We start from the raw sequence: 15,396 nt of genomic DNA, 5'->3' as shown, positions 1-15,396 counted from the left end.
TCCAATTTATTTTAGAATTACAACTGAATTTTTACCGTATATTTTAATTGCATCTTCTATAAACTCTGGATTGTGCTTAGAAGATAAAACGAATAATACTCTTCTTTTTACTGCAGGAACATCAACATGTCCATCAGTAAAGATTATAATTCCTTCAACTCTTGTTTGACTTTGGACAAGATCAACAGCAGGTTGAAGATTAGTTTCTCCACCACCATATATTTCAAGATCTTTCCATTTTCCTGATTTATAATCTGTTACAAGAGTTACTGATTCATCTACTTGAATTAAAGTAATGTCAACGTCGTACTTTGAAATTTTTTCAATTTCTGAGATGAATTGATTCAATTCTTCTTCAATGATACTTGCACTTGTGTCCATTATTACTGCGAGTTTAGATTTGTATTCGTATCTCCATCCCGGTTGATTTTCATATCTTCTGTTGGGTTTTAAAGGAGTTAAATATTTTTCTCCTTTGATTGTTACACCTGCAAACCTCCTAATTAGTGTTTGCCAATCGATTGTCGATTTTTGCAATGAGAGCGATATCATTTGTTTAACTCCTGTTTCAAGAGTTTTGCCAAATAAGTTAAATGCTTTTCCTACTTTGTTTTGTGTAAGTTCAATAATCATTTCAACAGGTATGTCTGAATCAAACATATTGGAATGATCATCTAAGCTATCCGGAAGAGATTCTATGTCAAAATCACCTTTTTTTTCAAATTCTTTCATCATCCATTCAAAATATTCTTCAGCTGTAGCATTTATCATAAAAGGAGGAGGACCTGCAAACATAACTTCATTATCAACACCATGGCCTTCTTCTATGAGTAGATTTAGTGGAATGCTTCTAGCATCGAGTTCGGGAATGAATTGATTAATTGCTGCATCCATTGCTAGATCCCATATTTTCTTTTCTCTACTGTTTTTGGGCTTAATTCTAAAATGTTGGTTAATAATATGCATTAATTCATGGAGAATTATAGCTTTCAAAAACCAAAGAGGTTTTTTGTTTATTTTGTCATTATAAAGAAAAATTATATCACCATTTTTGGAAAACTTAAGTGACATATTTCGTACATTGTTATCATTTTTTAATTGTACACCAAGAAGAAGGTAAGCATAGAAAGGATTTTCCTTTGTTAATATTTCTAAAGCTTTCTTAATCATTTTTTCACCCTTGAAGATTATATCACAAGCAAAATTAGAATTTTAGGAAATTTTACCGTCAGAAAACTCTATATCTTGCTTGTTATAAAACTTGATGGATGTTACAACTGCTATTTTCAATCCTTTAATAATATCTTTCAGAGACATACTTGGGATATTTGGTTTGTTTAATACTTGTTTGTGAATGTACGGGACATGAATAAATCCGCCTTTAATGTTGGGATATTTTTTATCAATTAAATACAAAAGACCATACATTAAATGATTACATACAAATGTTCCAGCAGTATTTGAAATAGATGCGGGTATGTTATTTTTCCTAATCTCTTTAACTATAGCTTTAATTGGGAGATTTGAAAAATAGGCATTCTTGCCATCTTCGAAAATTGGTGTATCAATTAGTTGATTTTTCTCATTATCGGGGATTTTTGCATCATTAATATTTATTGCCACTCTTTCAACTGTAATATCAGTTCTTCCACCAGCTTGTCCTACACAAATTACGATATTAGGTCTTTCTTTTTCAATAATTTCTTCTAGTTTTTGTATACTTTTATAAAAAACTGTTGGAATTTTAGTTTTTAATATGTTAGCTCCTCCAATCATCTTTGGGAACCTTTTAATAGCTTCCCATGAAGGGTTTATTTTTTCACCGTTAAAAGGATCAAACCCTGTTAAAAGAATTTTCATGACTTCACCTCATTTCATTGTTAACAATTTTATTTTTTAAATCTTTACATACATTGGGAATCTTTACCTTTTATACTGTATATTCTAACAAAAAGTTTCCTAGAATAACAAGGGGCCAATGAAAAAAGGTAAAGCAATTAACTTCAAACACAAAGTTCATATGAATATCCATGCAAATTTTATAAAAAGCTAAACAGAAAATAATAAGTAATAGTGGGGAGTAAGTAAATAGCAAAAGCTCTTACCCGCAAGGAAAGGTAAATTTTTTATTTTCACATCTATTTTTAAAAAGTCGAAAGTTTGAGGATATGAGACTTTTTGATATTTATTATAAAAATAAAGATTTTTTTTGCATGTAGTCGTTTAGTGCAATGTTCCAAGTCGTATCCAATGTTTCTCAATAAGCAAATGTGTTATATGAGTACACCCAACTTGTTAATTGAATTCAATAGGAACAAAGTATAAAATATCAAAAAAGCCCATGCCCGCTAACATATCTCTTACTTTAAGGGAAAATAAATATTCCTTGAATTTACATATGTGGATTTTGCTTTAAATTTTATTTGCCGCATGTCTTTGCACGTTTTCCTTAACAATTTTTAATTACAGAGAATCCAAATTACAGTTTATAGTTTTATCATTTTTGTTTGGTTAAATTTTCATCCAGGTGATTTACATTCTCATGTCCTTTGCTTTTGGGTTGGTGTGAGCGTACTTTTTCCAGATTTGAATAGGCAACGGAGAAAATTTGATTTTCTGTTTTCTATTAGTTTAAAAAAATGATTTAAAAAAATTCTTTTTAAAATTTATGAATAACAAATCTTATTTTTTCCAAGTTTTTTGGCTTCATACATCAAGAAATCTATTTTTTTCATTAATTCTGTTAAAGAAATACCTTTGGTATAACTTGTTATACCAAAACTTGCAGAGATATTGTTATTAATCTCGAAATTAGTTTCATATATCTTTTGCCTTAGTTGTTCAGCTAAAACTTTTGCATTATTTAAATCTGTATCAGGTAATAAGATAATAAATTCATCTCCACCCCATCTAAAAAATAAATCCGTACTTCGTATGCGGCTTTTAACCAGGTCAACAATCTTTTTTAGTATTTTATCCCCAATTTCATGACCGTAACTATCATTTATTAACTTAAAGTCGTCTATATCAAATAATATTATGGAAAAAGCGCTTTTATTTCTTTTAGCTCTCTCTATTTCTTCTTTTAGTCTAATTTCAAAATATCTTCTATTATATATACCGGTTAGATGATCGGTTATAGAAAGTAATTTTATTTGTTCAATTTTGTAAGCATTTGAAAGCATTAAACCATATACTTCAGAAACATTTACAATGAAGTTTAGATATTCATAAAAATATTCTGGGAATAAAAAATCTTTACACTTTATATAGCCAAAAATTTTGTTTTCATATTCGATTTTAATGATAAAACCTTCATTTTTATTTATAGTTTAAAACTTTTTCCCATTTAAAAAATCTTTTCCATCATATTTAACGTATTGAATTTGTTTAGGTGCAAACAAAATTTTTAGCTCGTTTATTATGCCTTTAATAATTTCTTCGGAAGATTCAATTGTTGAAAACTCTTTTATCATGTGCATAGCAGCAATATAATTACTTTTTTCGGAGTTTAATTCTTTAATCTTTTTTTCTTTTTTTTCAAGTTCTTGCTTTAATTTGAATTCATTAAGAATTTTTGAAACAAAAATTTCTAGAAAATCCAATTCTATTTCTTCAATATTGTATGGTAGTGATACAAAGTTTGAGAAATCTATTAATTGATCTATGATCTTATCATTAATTTTAGTATCAAAAAGAACAATTTTCTTAAATGATTCGTTAAAAAATTTTCGAGCAGTTTTTTTGTCAAATCCATAGTTAGACATAATTTCTTTCCATTTTTCTAACCATTCCGGAGTAACAATGAATGAATTTTCATTTAGATATTTGTTTACTTTATTTTTTCCAAAAATATAGAAGCAGTTATCTAATTGATAAATTTTCATATTTTTTTTGATTTTTTCTGGAATTTTGTTTAATAATTCGCAAAAACGCCCACATATACAAATAGAATTTTTTAAATTTTCGAGATTATCTTTAATAAACTTTTCCTGTTTGTCTAACTTTAAACTTGTGCAATATGACGGAAATGAATAAATATTTAAATTTTCTTTTTGAGTTTTTGCCACATTTTTGAATTCTTTTTCAAAATTTTCGCATACAAATAATTTAATCTTATCATCCATAGTAACTTTCCTCTCTAATAGGGTATTGACCATATTTTCTTACTGCTTCAGCTATTAAGAAAAGTATTTCTTCATTTACTTGCCAAGGAATTTCACCGTGATTATCAGAAAGAATGAAACCTCCACCTTTTGCGCCTTCAAAAATTGCTTTTTTCACATTTTCTTCCACTTCTTTATAACTCCATTTTCTCATTGATATAGTATCTAGATTGCCAATAATGCTTATTTTTCCATATGTTTTACTTTTTAAAAACTTTAAATTGTCATTTTTACTTATTCCTAATGCAATCGCTTTTGTTTTTATTAAATCTTCTACAATTCCTTCGGTTTTTGCAGAAGCAAGATGGATTGCTACGGGCCCATTTATTAATGATAAGGTTTTTTTAGCTATCTTATATCCGGTTTTTAAAATGATATCTTTGGGAAGCATTTCAGTAGAAAGCATGGGATCAAAATAAACTATCACGTCCGCACCAGCTTTTAATTGCATGTTAGCCCAAGATATTGAAAAAGTCATATTTTTATTCATTAATTTCCAAAAATAATCGGAGTGAAAATAGATTAATTCTAAATATTTATCAAATCCCATTTGCATAATGGGAAGTGAAAATGGTGAAATGATGATCCCAACAATAGGAACGCTACCTAAGCTTTTTTCTTTTAGCCTTTTCTGAACTTCGAAAACTTGTTCTAATGGTTTTGAAAATTTAACATCAGGAACTTCTAAGTTATCTATATCTTCTAATTTTTTTATAATAGGTTCTTTGGCATTTGGAGGGCCGTCCTCTCTAAAAATGGTACCTCCGCCAAATGCTTCTATTTCCAAAGAGGCATAAAAGAAACTGTTATAGCAGTCGTTGTTATACTTTTCTTTCATTTTGATCTGCGCAACTACAACATTTTCATAATTAGAGTAGTATTCTTTTATTGACATTCCCAGTTCTTTAGCACCATAAAAGGAAAGACATAAAAATAAAGGAACTCTATCAGGTTCTTTGAAAGATATAGAAGTAAAAACTCTTTCTGCCGAGGTCATTTCTTTCATTTTTTCACCATCTTTTTCAATATACCAAATATTTGTGAAGCATGTTCTGCGTATGCATCTGCCCCAACGTCTTTCCATAAAGTTTTGTCAATTCTGAAAGGAGCTCCACCTACTATTATCTTGGTATCTATACCCATATCTTGTAGTTTTGTTTTTAAATCTTTGACTTTTAAAGCTGCTGGTAGCATTAATGTAGATACTAATAATATTTCTATATTATCTCTTATTGTTAAATCGATAGTTTCATCTACAGTTTTACCCAAGCCATAATCTTTAACCTTATACCCGGACGATTTTAGGATTGATTGGACAATTCTTTTTCCAAGAGTGTGATGATCTTCTAAGACAACTATTGCTAAATTTAAATTTGTTTCGTTGTTAAATTGATACATTTTAGTCCATTTGTCCATCAATTCTTCACATATGATACCGCTAATGTATACTTGGGCCAAAGATATTTCACCATTTTCCCATAACTTTCCTATTCTTTCTAAAGAATTTACTATTAATTTTTCGAAAGAAAAAAACTCGAAAATGTTTTGTTCGATTATTTGGGATGCGTATACTTTATTTCCATCCAGCAAAGCATCAGTAAATTTTCTTAGAATTTTGTCCATATTAGCCCTCATAGTCTTTTTATTAAATTATACCAGAAAGTGTTAATATTCTATAATAACTTTTTATTAATACTCATAACGTTGAAAGACTATAAAACAAAAACGTCCAGTGTAATTACTGGACGTTTTATTTAATAATGTGAAAGGCTATTTAATTGGCTCCGGCGGAAGAAATGTCAATTAGGAAATCAATAATACTCTTCTAACCGTTTTTTTAATAACCTTTCGAGATTTATGTATGGAGTTGAGGTTTGTTTTCTAAAATACTCTAGGACTAATCGAAGAGTTTCACCAGTTCTAAAAAGTACATAAATGATGCCTTCTTCCCATAATTTATCGTTTTGAAGTAATTTTCTCCAGTTTCGGATTTCCAATTCTTTAATTTCTTCAAAGCTTTGTTCTGGGTTCTCATCAAAGTTTATTTTAGGTAAATCTGGTAGATTATTTTTCCATTTAGTTAGCCATTGGATTATATTGTCCCACATTTGAGGTGCGTTAAAGTATTCAAACAATTCTCTTCCATAAAACAGCCTCAGTTCTAAACCATAAAATTTAGCAAAATATTGCAGTTTCTTGTCATAAAAATTTTTATTTTTAGTTAAGTCTGGATCAATAAAGTACATAATTCCTACCAGATTATTTTTATGAAGGTTATGGAGCACTTCTAACTTTTTTTCAAAATTATTTATTTGACCTCTCTTTTTTGTTGAATCGTGATCATCTCTTACTTTTTGTTCAATAAAATAATATGTATTGCCATCTGTAAAATACTGATCAAGTGATAAAACTTCATCATTACTATTTTTAATAGTTTTTGAAAGATTCCTATATCCTAGTTCTGCTATAATTTCTGTTGTGAGTTCTTCAATAGCATCTCCAAATCTTATTTCATGGGATTGAAGTAAATGTTGAAGTATTTTTGCTCTGGGTTTAGTAGGTCTAAACAACCCTATAAATCGTTCTGGTCTTTCTGCTAGCTTGTTTAATAAATCTCTTTTTTCTTTTTCAAAAATGTGTTGATTCAATAATTCAACGAATCTTTCATAATTCATTCTTTCACCTTTAAGTTCAAGTATTCCTGTATTTTCTTTTGATTTTTTGAAAAACCATTTAAACTGATCTTCAATGGTTTTTGGAATCTTTTCTTAATACCTTCCACATATTTGGGAATGATTTCAATCATGATAAAATTCCTGTTAAGTGCTTTTGCTACATATCCAGTGGTACCTACACCCGCTACAGGATCAAGAATAACATCGCCTTCTTTAGTGGTTGTCAAAATAACTCTCTTTAACAATTCAATTGGTTTTTGAGTAGAATGTAATTTTTTACTATTTTCATCTTTCAATCGTTCTTTCCCATTACATATCGGAAGAACCCATACATTAGCTCCGACTTTACCAATTCCGAATTCTTTAGCCAAAGCTTTATTAAAGGTATATTTTTTGGCTTTTTTGTCCTTTACAGCCCAAATCAAGGTTTCTGTTGCGTTTGTAAATCTAACACCTAGCCAGTTAGGCATAGGGTTTGTTTTGACCCAATGAACATCATTAAGTATCCAAAAACCTAAATCCTGCATAATTTTACCGATCCTGAAAATACTGTGATATGTTGCTATAACCCATATTGTAGCGTTTGGTTTCATAACCCTTTTAAGTTCCGTGAGTATATTTTTAATGAAGTTATCATATTCTTCAAAAGATTCAAATTTATCCCAGTCATCATCTACTGCGTTCACTTCAGTTTTAACTGTCCACCGTTTTAATTTTTTGTTCGGTAGTTGAAGGAAATAGGGGGGATCCATAAAAATCATATCTACTGATTCTTTCGGTAATTTCTTTAGTACTTTTAAAGCATCTCCCAGGATTACCTTATTCAATACTTCTTGTAATGAATATGTCTGAATTTCTGGAGTGTCTTTAATTACAAAATTGCTGGTCTGAATTGTAGATTTTTCTCTCAAGTTTTTACCTGAGAAATTATTCCTAAATAACCCCCCAGGAGTTTTTGCATTTTCATTCATCATATTTTATTCCTCCTTTTAATTTTTAAGGACATGATGCGAATTTTTTGATAACTTGTTTATATATTTTTTTCTTGACTTTTACATTACTTTATCTATTTACCTATCAATTCTTTGTTATGTACAATTCCAACAACAATAATCTTCCTGTTTTTTCCTTTATTAATTTTCACACTAAAAATTTTATATTCCTTTCCTATCCTATAAGAAGCAAATTTTTCTATTTTTAAATTTTTTGCAGTATTTTTAAGGTCCATTATAGGAGAATTTCTTCCCATCATAGTTTTAACTTCTTTTAAGTCAGTCAAAATTTGTCATTGTTTAGCATAATATTGTAATGTATAGAAAAGAAAAATAAAAAGACAAGTTAATTTGGATTTGTTTCAGAAATAGTATATGAAACTTTGAAAATAAAGGGGAAAATGATATAATCTTTCCTAGTATAAGAAAAACAAAAATAAAGTAACGTTCAAACTTAAGTTTTACACTAATATTCTATCATAATTTTCTCAAAAGTTTACCAACAATAATAGAACTAAAAAATATTCTGTTTAAGTATATTTATTAGCAGTTCTTAAAAAACTGCTTATTTTTTTGTTTAGAGAAACATTGAAAATGAGGACATTATACATTAATAAAGGCCTGTCACTTAGAAACTTTCATTATAAGCTTCTTTAATTAAAGAAATTATAGAATTCTTTTATTAATTATATCAATTATATCCATGAATATATGAGCTGATGTGAAGAAAATATATATATAGTGTTTGATATCTGGTATAGGATTAGATTTAGAAAAACATACTTCTTAAGCTGGATAAGAAATATGTGAATACATCATGTGAGAAACATATAATGCATGAAATAGTATTAACGAAAGAAAAATATAAGTCCTTCCAATACGTAGAAATTGGGAAAACATATTCAAGTGGGATAAAACTACTTGAAAACATCTTAAAAAATAAAGTTAAAAGGTACCATATTTATAGCAAACAAATTATCTGATGTGTTTTAGTTTGAGAAATATTTGAGATTACAAGATATGAAAGTAGTAATAAAAGAAGGAATTCATTTTGCGAGAGGCCATTGAATGAAGAATGTAGAAAAATGAGGAATTATTTAGAATTGTAAAAACAAAACCTGGAAAATATGTTTATGCATGTAGAGAAGACATGACAAGAATATCGGGATTATTAAAGTTTCTTTATATTGTAAGTTATATGTAAAGATAATTTTGGCCATTTTTTGAAGATATATTAGTTGCTTTTATTTTTATATATATTTTTGAGTTTGTTTTGGGTTACCTATTATTATTTTTCTATTATTTTTAGAACGTTCCCCGTCCATTTTTAAAAAATTTTTCTCCTTTAGGAGGAATGATGGACTTTATTGTCAACTTAGAACAGAAAAAAGAGAGAATTTCAATTTTTTCTAGCTTTTTCTTGAGGGAGAAGGTGTAAAATGCTTTTGGAGAAATTCAAAAATAATTGTCAAAATAAACAAAAAAGGGGAGCACCTTCCGACTCACACCCCTCCTTAGAAACTAAGCTGGCTCCGGCGGAGGGACTCGAACCCCCAACCTAGTGGTTAACAGCCACCCGCTCTGCCTATTGAGCTACGCCGGAACTTATCAATTTCATATTATATTATACCATATTTCCCATTTTTTGTCAATAATCCTTGTTTTTGCAAGCTGATTTCAAACTCCAAATAAAATATTATCATAACTTATGGAAAAGTCAATACTGTAATCAAATTTTATACAAAAAGATTGTCAACTGTCTTTTTGCATTTTTTTCATTTCATACATTTTTTCATCTACCGTTCTAAGAGTCTCTTCTAAATCTTTTTCGGGATCTATGTTGATTAAGCCATATGAAAATCGTATAGGTGTTTGAAGCTTTGAAGCTTCTTTTTGAAGTCTATTGATAACTTTTTTTGAGGTTTTAATATTTGTATTTGGTAAAACAATTATAAATTCGTCACCGCCGTATCTTGCAATAACATCCATTTTTCTCAGAGTTTTTTTAGCTACTGAAACAAAATTTTTTAATATTTCATCTCCATAGAAATGTCCATGTTGATCATTTATATGTTTAAAGTTATCTAAATCAATAAATACCAAAGTATTTTCTTGTTTGTTCCTTTTAGAATATGCAATTGTTTTTTCGAGAAAATGGTTTAAAAATGTCCTATTAAATGCTTTTGTTAGAGGATCAACTATTGAATTTAAATAATTTTTTTCTTTTTCTATTCTCAATTCCCGTATAGTATTTTTTAATTTGTAGTTTATAGAAATAATATATGCAAATAAATCAAAGAGATAGAAATCTTTAAAAGTAAACTGATCTATTCCTCTTTTTTCAAACAAAACAGCTCCGAAAGTTTGGTTATCAAAAGACAAAGGTACCCCATATATTGAATTTGGAATATTTTCGCCAACGTGTATCTTTTTATACCCTGGTGGAAGTTTGATATCAAAAGAATTTTTAAAGTATTGTTTGACCTTGAAATCAATAATATATGAAGTTATAGACTTCTGTTCTGGAGGAATAATAAAATCTATTAGTTCTTCTCCATCAACGTTAGCATAGTGAATTTTAACTGAACCATCATTTTGTTTAACCCCCAGAACAAAAGAATCAACCATATTGATTTTATTCAAGTATTGGAAAATTTTTTCGCCCAATATGTGTGTTGACTTTCCATCTAGAACACACTGAAAGACTTCACTTGGAGTGTTCAAAAGAGGCTTGAGAAGATCTTCAGCGAAGTTTTTGATATTGGTGGATAAGTTTATTACATAAACGAATGAATATTTAATATTGTTTATTTTTGTTCTGAAGAACTTAACAAAGAAAAATTCATTTCCAATTGGTAATTCAATATCAAATGAAATATTTTCATCGTGATAATTTAAAATAATCGTTTCTAATATTTCCTGTAAAGTAGGATATTTTTCAAGAAGTGATTTTAATTTGTTTTTTGAAACCTTTTTGAATTCATTGAAATTAATATTTAATTTTTTAGCACTTTCTTCAAAAGTAGGAGTGTAATAGAACAATTTATCACTTTTCCAAATTCCAAAAGAAATTTGCTTGTTTTTTTCAGATAAAATTCTTAAAATTTTTAGGAGTTTAGTATTCTTTAGATATAAAAGTATAATAACAAAAGCTAAAACAAATATAAAAAATGTGAGGATGTAAATCACATTAGCCACTCCTTATTGAACACATGTTACTGCATTAATTTTATTTTAATTATACCACAGAAGATATTCGTATAAAAATTAATTTGTTACTAAATTGTAAATTTTTATTAACTAATAAATTCGAACTCTGAATATGGTTAGCAGTCTAAATATGTGAGTGATAACAATTGAGAAAAAAATATGTTGGAGGTGGTATATATGAGATATTTAGATGAAAGAATGAACGAACTTGTACAACAAGCAGCTGAACATTTATCTCAAAAAAGACAAAATTTATTGAAACCAGAGCATGTTATGTATGAAGTTCTTCAAGAGGAGACTGTGCAGAAAATTTTTGAAACGTTAAAAGTGAACGTTGAAGAAGTTATTGATAGGCTTGAAGAATTAATTGAAAGTCAATATGGGGTATATTATGGTTCTGGTTCGCAAGTTTATATGTCTAACGAACTTTCAAGAATTTTTGAACTTTCAAAAAAAGAAGCAAAGCTTTTAGGTTCAACAAAAGTTTCGCCTCTCCATTTTCTACTTGCTGTTCTCAAAGATGCTTCTACACAATGTGCCGCTATTTTGTCAAAGTATGGAGTATCATACGAAACAGTTCTAAATGTAGTAAAAGATTTGGCAGAGTCAGGCGAGCTTGGGGACGACGATAAAAACGTATTAGCAAAGTATACAGTTGATCTCACAAAACTTGCAAAAGAGGGGAAACTTTCACCGGTAATTGGAAGAGATAAAGAACTTGAAAGAGTCATTGAAATTTTGGTTAGAAAAACTAAAAACAATCCAGTTCTTGTTGGTGATCCAGGAGTTGGAAAAACAGCAATTGTAGAAGGTTTAGCTCAAAGAATTGTTGAAGGAAAAGTTCCTGATAAGTTGAAAAACAAAAAAGTTTTAATGTTAGATCTTGGTAAGATGATAGCAGGTAGTAAATATCGTGGAGAGTTTGAGGAAAGATTAAAGAAATTGATGGAAGAAATAAAAAAGATGAAAGAGAATGTTATCCTCTTTATCGATGAACTTCACACAATTGTAGGTGCTGGTGCTGCAGAAGGCGCGATGGATGCATCAAATATGCTGAAACCAGCACTTGCAAGAGGAGAACTCCATGCAATTGGTGCAACTACTTTAGAAGAATTTAGAAAATACATTGAAAAAGATAAAGCTTTAGCGAGAAGGTTTCAACCTGTTTTAGTGAATGAGCCGTCAGTTGATGAAACAATTGAAATTCTTAAAGGTTTAAAAGAAACATATGAAAAACACCACAATATTCAAATTACAGATGAAGCCATTGAGGCAGCTGCAAAGCTTTCTTCAAAATACATCCAAGATAGATTTTTACCTGACAAAGCAATAGACTTAATTGATGAAGCGGCAGCAAAGGTAAGTCTAAAATCTAGTGATCCAAGGATTACAGAATTAAAAGAAAAAATTAAATCTTTAAGTGAAAAAATAGATGAACTTACTATTAATTCTCAATACAAAGAAGCTGCCGAAATGAAGCAACAAATGTATAAACTTCAAAGTCAATATGAAGAGCTTGAAAAAAAGTACGGTACTGATAAAGTTACAGCTGATACTGTAGCAAAAGTTGTAGAGTCTTGGACAGGGATTCCAGCTAGTAAGATGATGGAATCTGAAAAAGAAAAGTTATTAAATTTTGAAAAGTTTGTACATCAAAGAATGGTTGATCAAGAGGAAGCTGTGAAAGTTGTTGCAGATGCCATAAGGAAAGCTCGTGCAGGTATAAAAGATCCAAACAGACCTATTGGAACATTTTTGTTCTTAGGACCAAGTGGAGTTGGAAAAACTGAACTTGCAAAAACAATTGCGGAACTCTTATTCGGTTCTGAGAATGCTTTGATTAGAATTGATATGAGTGAATATATGGAAAAACATTCTGTTGCTAGGTTGATTGGTGCACCACCAGGATACGTTGGATATGATCAAGGGGGCCAATTAACTGAAGCGGTACGAAGAAAACCTTATAGCGTTATATTACTTGATGAAATAGAAAAAGCTCATCCAGAAGTATTCAATATTTTGCTGCAAGTATTTGATGATGGAAGACTTACTGATGGAAAGGGTAATACGGTTGATTTTAGAAATACAATTATTATAATGACAAGTAACCTTGCAAGTGATAAGATTTTAAGAAAAGTAGAGGCGGGAATTGAATTTGAGAAAATAGAAGAATCGGTAAGAGAAGATCTCAAGCACTATTTTAGACCTGAATTTATAAACAGAATTGATCATGTTGTGATTTTCAAGCCTTTAACAAAAGCACATATGAAAGAAATAGTTGAAAAACTTGTGGCTAGACTTGAAAAAAGGTTAAGTGAAAAACGATTGAAAATAACATTGACAGATAATGCGAAAGAATTTCTTGCTGAACAAGGTTATGATCCAGCGTTTGGAGCTCGTCCGTTGAGAAGATTAATTGAAAGGGAGATTGAAACTCCATTATCGAAGAAAATAATAGCTGGAGAAATAACTGAAGGCGACAGAATTTTAGTTGATGTGAGAAATGGAAAAATGGTAATTGAAAAAGAGAAAGAATTATCTAATGTAAAATAAGGGGCTTTTAAAAGCCCCTTATTTTTTTATAATATATTTGGTGTATAATTCATTGATAAGGAGATGATATTATCAAAATTCAAAAGTATTTACAGCAATTGGGATATTCAAGAAGAAAAGCAGACGAAATGGTTTTCGATGGGAAGGTAGAAGTAAACGGTAAAATTATTAAAGAACCATGGTATGATGTCAAAGAAAAGGATGAGATAAAAATCAATGGAAAATCACGAATAGTAAAATTCAGAAAAAAATATGTGTATTGTGTGCTTAATAAACCTAAGGGTTATGTAAGCAGCCTTTATGACCCAAAGGAGAAAAAAACACTGAAAAATTTGTTGAAAAATATTAAAGAGCCTCTCAAACCTGCTGGAAGATTGGATAAAGATGTTACTGGTGTTCTGATTCTTACAAATGATGGAGATTTGATTAACGTATTAACTAGTGCAAAGTATGGAATTGAAAAAATATATATTGTCAAAGTAAAGGGAAGTGTAAAAAAAGAAGAACTAAAGAAATTGAAAAGAGGATTCGAAGATAATGGGGAATTTTTAATTTGTAAAGATGTTTCTATCCTGGAAAAGGGTTTTGATTATACTATTTTAAAAATAGTGATGATAAAAGGGAAAAAACATGAAGTAAAGAGACTTTTTAAACATATAGGTCATAAAGTTTTAGAACTTAAAAGAATTTCTCATGGTCCTATAGACATTTCGCTTGTTCCTAGACCAGGACAACTTGAAAAAATTGAAGGTAAAATACTTGAGAAGTTGTTAGAATTGAAAAATACAAAACCTAAAAAGAATTCAAAAAACAAAATAACATAGATTAATCGAAATATCAGTAATTGTGTTTTTTTATTCTTGTGTAAATCTTTTAGAAAATAGTAGAAAAATGATTAACGCACAAAGAAAATTTAAAAATCGCGAGACATTTTTCTTCTGTTACCTTTTTTGCAACCTCTTTTTTTTAATTTGACTCCCTAATTTTTCTTCCTATCTGTACAAAAAGTTAAATAGATTCCTAATGTGTCAATTTATATATGTTAAAAAATTAGCTTAAAGGAGAATCTCCTTTCTTGTTAATTTAAAAAATTTTTTATTTTTTTTTGCTTTGTTTATTGGTTTTTTCTAAGGGAACTCTAAGGAAGTTATAAGGATTTATTAAGCAAAAGCGAGTAACACAAGAAGTGTAGAAACAAAAAACCAAATTCAAAAAAACCAGGAGGTGGAATTATGTTTAAAAAGATTAGTGTAGTTTTATTAACAGTATTAGTGTTAACAGCAAGTATATTTGCAGTAGGACCATGGAGGAGCAATTATGTACAGACAAACACAACAAGTCGAACACAACCACTTTATCAAAATTTACCTGAAGGAGCAACAGTTTCTGAAACAACCATATCAGGTACAGTAAAGGAAATTGAAATGATACCAGGAGAAGGGATGGAAGTAATCATTGATGCTGAAGGAGAAGAATATGAAGTACACACAGGACCAATTTGGTTGTATGATGGCTTAGAAGTAGGAGTAAATATAGAAATCAGTGGTAGAATAATTTCAACAGAAGATGAAACATACATTGTAGTAGACAAAGCAGTAATAGATGGAAAAGAAATAGTGGTAAGAGAAAACGGATTTCCAGTATTTGCAAGAAGAGGAATGGAAAATAACAGAGGAAATACATATACAGAAATGGAAAGAAGGAATGTAAGAGGTAGAATGATGAACAGACCACAAAACAAAGTTAGAGAACATGCATATGGTTATGGAATGGGAACATGTGTATATGACGCTGATTAAA

Annotated in this window: 13 protein-coding genes and 1 tRNA gene; 3 read left to right on the top strand and 11 right to left on the bottom strand. The window is 29.3% G+C overall.

Going from position 1 to position 15,396, the window contains the following annotated elements:
• Nucleotides 1-6: 6 nt before the first annotated feature.
• The 11 genes from BUB65_RS07350 to BUB65_RS07300 form a co-directional block, all read right to left on the bottom strand.
• On the bottom strand, nucleotides 7-1,170 hold the full coding sequence (locus tag BUB65_RS07350; RefSeq protein ID WP_073073703.1) for a vWA domain-containing protein: 1,164 nt from the start codon (nucleotides 1,168-1,170) through the stop codon (nucleotides 7-9).
• Between the two features lie 42 nt (nucleotides 1,171-1,212).
• Nucleotides 1,213-1,860 carry a pyroglutamyl-peptidase I gene (gene pcp, locus BUB65_RS07345; RefSeq protein WP_073073702.1) on the bottom strand — a complete coding sequence of 216 codons (648 nt, stop codon included), beginning with the start codon at nucleotides 1,858-1,860 and terminating at the stop codon, nucleotides 1,213-1,215.
• Between the two features lie 806 nt (nucleotides 1,861-2,666).
• Nucleotides 2,667-3,185: a GGDEF domain-containing protein gene (locus BUB65_RS07340; protein ID WP_073073701.1), complete on the bottom strand. Its 519-nt coding sequence runs from the start codon at nucleotides 3,183-3,185 to the stop codon at nucleotides 2,667-2,669.
• Nucleotides 3,186-3,332: 147 nt separating this feature from the next.
• Nucleotides 3,333-4,127, bottom strand: a complete 795-nt coding sequence (locus tag BUB65_RS07335; protein WP_073073700.1) for a DUF1638 domain-containing protein — start codon at nucleotides 4,125-4,127, stop codon at nucleotides 3,333-3,335.
• Nucleotides 4,120-5,172, bottom strand: coding sequence for a uroporphyrinogen decarboxylase family protein (locus BUB65_RS07330; RefSeq protein ID WP_073073699.1), 1,053 nt, complete (start codon nucleotides 5,170-5,172; stop codon nucleotides 4,120-4,122). Before BUB65_RS07330 ends, BUB65_RS07335 begins: the two co-directional genes overlap by 8 nt.
• Complete coding sequence (locus tag BUB65_RS07325) at nucleotides 5,169-5,789, bottom strand: cobalamin B12-binding domain-containing protein (protein ID WP_159429139.1); 621 nt, start codon at nucleotides 5,787-5,789, stop codon at nucleotides 5,169-5,171. Before BUB65_RS07325 ends, BUB65_RS07330 begins: the two co-directional genes overlap by 4 nt.
• Before the next feature lie 188 nt (nucleotides 5,790-5,977).
• On the bottom strand, nucleotides 5,978-6,841 hold the full coding sequence (locus BUB65_RS07320) for an HpyAIV family type II restriction enzyme (RefSeq protein ID WP_073073697.1): 864 nt from the start codon (nucleotides 6,839-6,841) through the stop codon (nucleotides 5,978-5,980).
• Entirely contained in the window at nucleotides 6,838-7,815 is a 978-nt protein-coding gene (locus tag BUB65_RS07315; RefSeq protein ID WP_073073696.1) for a DNA-methyltransferase, read from the bottom strand. The genes BUB65_RS07320 and BUB65_RS07315 overlap by 4 nt, the downstream gene beginning before the upstream one ends.
• Before the next feature lie 92 nt (nucleotides 7,816-7,907).
• A complete protein-coding gene (locus BUB65_RS07310) occupies nucleotides 7,908-8,093 on the bottom strand; it encodes a hypothetical protein (RefSeq protein WP_073073695.1) in 186 nt (61 codons plus the stop codon).
• Nucleotides 8,094-9,360: 1,267 nt separating this feature from the next.
• Nucleotides 9,361-9,436, bottom strand: a tRNA-Asn gene (locus BUB65_RS07305).
• Between the two features lie 149 nt (nucleotides 9,437-9,585).
• On the bottom strand, nucleotides 9,586-11,022 hold the full coding sequence (locus BUB65_RS07300) for a sensor domain-containing diguanylate cyclase (protein ID WP_073073694.1): 1,437 nt from the start codon (nucleotides 11,020-11,022) through the stop codon (nucleotides 9,586-9,588).
• 198 nt (nucleotides 11,023-11,220) lie between these two features.
• On the opposite strand from BUB65_RS07300, the gene BUB65_RS07295 reads away from it, so the two are divergent.
• From BUB65_RS07295 to BUB65_RS07285, 3 genes are all read left to right on the top strand, one after another.
• On the top strand, nucleotides 11,221-13,596 hold the full coding sequence (locus tag BUB65_RS07295; RefSeq protein WP_073073693.1) for an ATP-dependent Clp protease ATP-binding subunit: 2,376 nt from the start codon (nucleotides 11,221-11,223) through the stop codon (nucleotides 13,594-13,596).
• Between the two features lie 68 nt (nucleotides 13,597-13,664).
• Complete coding sequence (locus BUB65_RS07290) at nucleotides 13,665-14,420, top strand: pseudouridine synthase (protein WP_073073692.1); 756 nt, start codon at nucleotides 13,665-13,667, stop codon at nucleotides 14,418-14,420.
• A gap of 408 nt (nucleotides 14,421-14,828) precedes the next feature.
• On the top strand, nucleotides 14,829-15,395 hold the full coding sequence (locus BUB65_RS07285; RefSeq protein ID WP_073073020.1) for a hypothetical protein: 567 nt from the start codon (nucleotides 14,829-14,831) through the stop codon (nucleotides 15,393-15,395).
• Nucleotide 15,396: the final 1 nt, after the last annotated feature.

Source organism: Thermosipho atlanticus DSM 15807, assembly GCF_900129985.1.
GTDB lineage: Bacteria > Thermotogota > Thermotogae > Thermotogales > Fervidobacteriaceae > Thermosipho_A > Thermosipho_A atlanticus.
This window is presented reverse-complemented; position numbering and strand designations above follow the sequence as displayed.